Annotated in this window: 2 protein-coding genes and 1 pseudogene; all 3 read right to left on the bottom strand. The window is 61.2% G+C overall.

The window, feature by feature from the left end:
• Positions 1-1,442: hypothetical protein (locus ACM43_RS09815; protein WP_271539874.1), on the bottom strand; the 1,442-nt coding region annotated here is incomplete at its 3' end.
• Positions 1,439-1,792 carry a hypothetical protein gene (locus ACM43_RS09810; RefSeq protein WP_271539873.1) on the bottom strand — a complete coding sequence of 118 codons (354 nt, stop codon included), beginning with the start codon at positions 1,790-1,792 and terminating at the stop codon, positions 1,439-1,441. The genes ACM43_RS09810 and ACM43_RS09815, both read right to left, overlap by 4 nt.
• Before the next feature lie 143 nt (positions 1,793-1,935).
• Positions 1,936-2,861 (bottom strand): annotated as a pseudogene (locus ACM43_RS09805) (IS3 family transposase); the annotation flags it as partial.

The following is a 2,861-nucleotide window of genomic DNA, read 5'->3' as shown; positions in this document are numbered from 1 at the left end:
GGCCCAGCGACGTCTGGAGGCGGTGGATTCAACTCTCGAAGCGAGGGGAGTTCAGTGCTGTCTTGCGTCGGCGAACCCGAGCGGCCTGCATGTGGCGCCGCCCCGAACGCCTCGAGATCACTGGGGGCCGTACTGGCGCCCCTGCCACGACTAGCGCCTTCGGCTTGCCAGGCCAGCTCGCGCACATGCGTTCCCGTAGCAAACACTGGTCCAATCTTTGGATGATGCAGCTCCTGAGGGGCGACCTGAGAGAGTTCTCCAACCAGTTGCCGACCAACGGCGCGTTGTGTCACCCGGTCGATTGCGTCAATGACAGTGAGCCTTGACGGCGGTTCTTCCTCGGCCGAGATCCCCTCGCCTCGACGACCACGCCAAATTGTCACGGGCCTGTCGGGCTCGGCAAGACGAGCAGATGCGCAAGTAACGGCAACGTCGAGGGCCTCGGCCGCAGCGGAGATGGCTGGCCAGCGGAGATCGAAGCCTTGGCTGGGGTCACGACCATTCAATTCTCCCTGTATTGCCTGTTGTATTAAGGAGTTGACGCCGTTTTGCGCGCAACTGGCTGCCGCTCCCCGCAGGTTCAGCAGGGCATCGTGCGAAACAAGCTGGAAGGCATAAGCCACGAAGTTTGCGACCTCACGGGTGTAGCAGTAAGCTGTGTTGGCGTTGGATTGAACCACCGCTTTGTAGGCATCGACCTTGCGATGCGATGAGCTTCCAAGGTGCCCAAAAGCATTCACGCCCGTGTGCGCAGCGAAGCCGAAGGTTACAGCGGCTGCGGTCAGGCTGGGCAACAGACGTGTCAGCTGGCTTGCGGGCACGTCGGGAGTTCCCGCCGTCGCGAGGGCCGCTGATGGCGCCGACCGCTCTCCCTGAAATCCTCTGCGATAAGCCTCCCAATTACCGGTCGCCCACCATGTGTGCACGCCCGCTCTTGCACCCGCGATCAATCCCATCGCCATGTTGACCGCAGCATGTGCTGCCATCGCCGTATCGCTGACCTGTTGTGGCTGTTCCGGGCGACCGGAAAGCACCTGTACCGCCCCCTGGACGAGGCGACCCGCAAAGGCTTCGAACGCCCCCAGCGTTCCGTTCGAGGCCACTAGCGCGGCCGTCCAACACCACCATCGGGCGCCGCCAGCAGGGAGAGCATCTTGCTCCGTCCCTGCGTCCGCATCAGGTCGCGGCGATACGCTGTCCTCAAGCAGAGGCTCCTCTTCGGTGAGTGAGTTTCCCGAGTGCAATGTCACTGTACTGGCAAGTTCATAGACCATCGAAAGTTGTTCAGATGTGCTTTCGTGCGCCGCTCGCTGGTTATCTGCCAGCGTGGGCGGCCCGCTGGTGCTGTCTCGATCCCAAACCCGCACAGCCGTTGGGTCACCTGCGCGCTGAGTCTCAGCCGCAGCTGCGCTATCCACCACATGTGAAATGCCTGTGATCATTTCGCGCTCCGCCCGTCTCGCCAAGCTTTAGCCTGCAGTGCCAAGGCATCCAGCAACGGCGCAAAGGTCGGGGGAGCGATCTGGGCAAACTCGAACTTCTGACCCAAGATAAGGTGTTGACTTAACGGATTGACGAGGAACAGCGGCGCACCAAGCAGGAAGTTCTCGAGGTTTCGGGACAATGCAAGTCCAACCAAGTCATGCTCGGCTGCCGTCGAAAGCAGGCCTGCGTCGAGCAGCACAGCGGCGAGATCATGCCGGTCTCCACAGGGATGAATGAATGTGCAGACGATGTCGTGCACAATCAGCGTTCGTTCCCGAGCGAAGTGACCAACATCGTCCAGCTTCATTGTACTGGAGTAGTGGCTGAGCCACTGAAAGAAAGCACATGCCACAACGACTCTCCATGGTAGTTATTCTCACTTTAACCGTTGCATATCTCAGGTGTGTGACTGAGGTGGCCCTGGTTGTCTGAATAGCAATTCCGCGTCGATTAGTGGAGTGCCTGCCGAGGGTAGGCTGCCGCGCGGAGCGGCAGCGAGTTGAAGTAGGCTTGATCCGGTGTGCTGCCGTCAAGGCTCGAATGTCTACGGCGGCGATTATAGAAGTCGATGTAGCGGCCGATCGAAGTGCGCGCGTCACCGACGCTTTCGTGGGCTCGCAGATAGACCTCCTCATATTTGACGCTGCGCCACAGCCGCTCAAAGAACACGTTATCCCGCCAGGCGCCGCGGCCGTCCATGCTGATGGCGATGCCGTGACTGGCGAGCACACCGGTGAACGCCACTGCGAGCCCTGGTCGGTGTTGAAGATGTCCGGCTTGCCGTGGCGAGCGAGAGCGTCTTCCAGTGTCTCGACGCAGAATGCAGCTTCCATCGTGATCGAGACGCGCCACGACAGCACCCGGCGGGTCGCCCAGTCGAGGACAACAGCCAGGTACACGAAGCCGCGCGCCATCGGGATGTAGGTGATGTCCATCGCCCAGACCTGGTTCAAGCGTGTAATCTCTATCCCGCGCAGCAGATACGGATAGATCTTGTGCCCGAGTTCGGGCTTGGTGGTACGCGGCCGGCGGTAGAGCGCCTCTATCCCCATCCGCCGCATCAGCGTCTTGACATGCCGGCGGCCGATCTTGCACCCCTCGGCAGCCAACACGTCTCGCAACATTCGCGAACCGGCGAAAGGAAACTCCAGGTGCAGCCGGTCGAGCCGTCGCATGATCGCGAGCTCGGCGGGCGACACCGGGCGCGGCAGATAATAGACACTGCCACGGCTGATCTTTAAAACTTCCGCCTGACGGGTGATCGGCAGGTCATGCTCACGGTCGATCATCGCTTTGCGTTCAGCAGGCCGGCTTTGCTGAGCGCGCCTTCTAAAAAACTGAGCGCGGCGCTGCGCGCCCCCTGTGGGATAGAAACG

It is taken from the genome of Bradyrhizobium sp. CCBAU 45321 (assembly GCF_028128975.1).
Taxonomy (GTDB): domain Bacteria; phylum Pseudomonadota; class Alphaproteobacteria; order Rhizobiales; family Xanthobacteraceae; genus Bradyrhizobium; species Bradyrhizobium yuanmingense.
The sequence above is the reverse complement of the archived record's forward strand: the minus strand, read 5'-3'. Positions and strand labels throughout refer to the sequence as shown.

What these genes read in the sequence shown, in the direction of transcription:
- ACM43_RS09810 (WP_271539873.1), bottom strand. Translation starts at nt 1,792, where the DNA reads ATGAAGCTGGACGATGTTGGTCACTTCGCTCGGGAACGAACGCTGATT.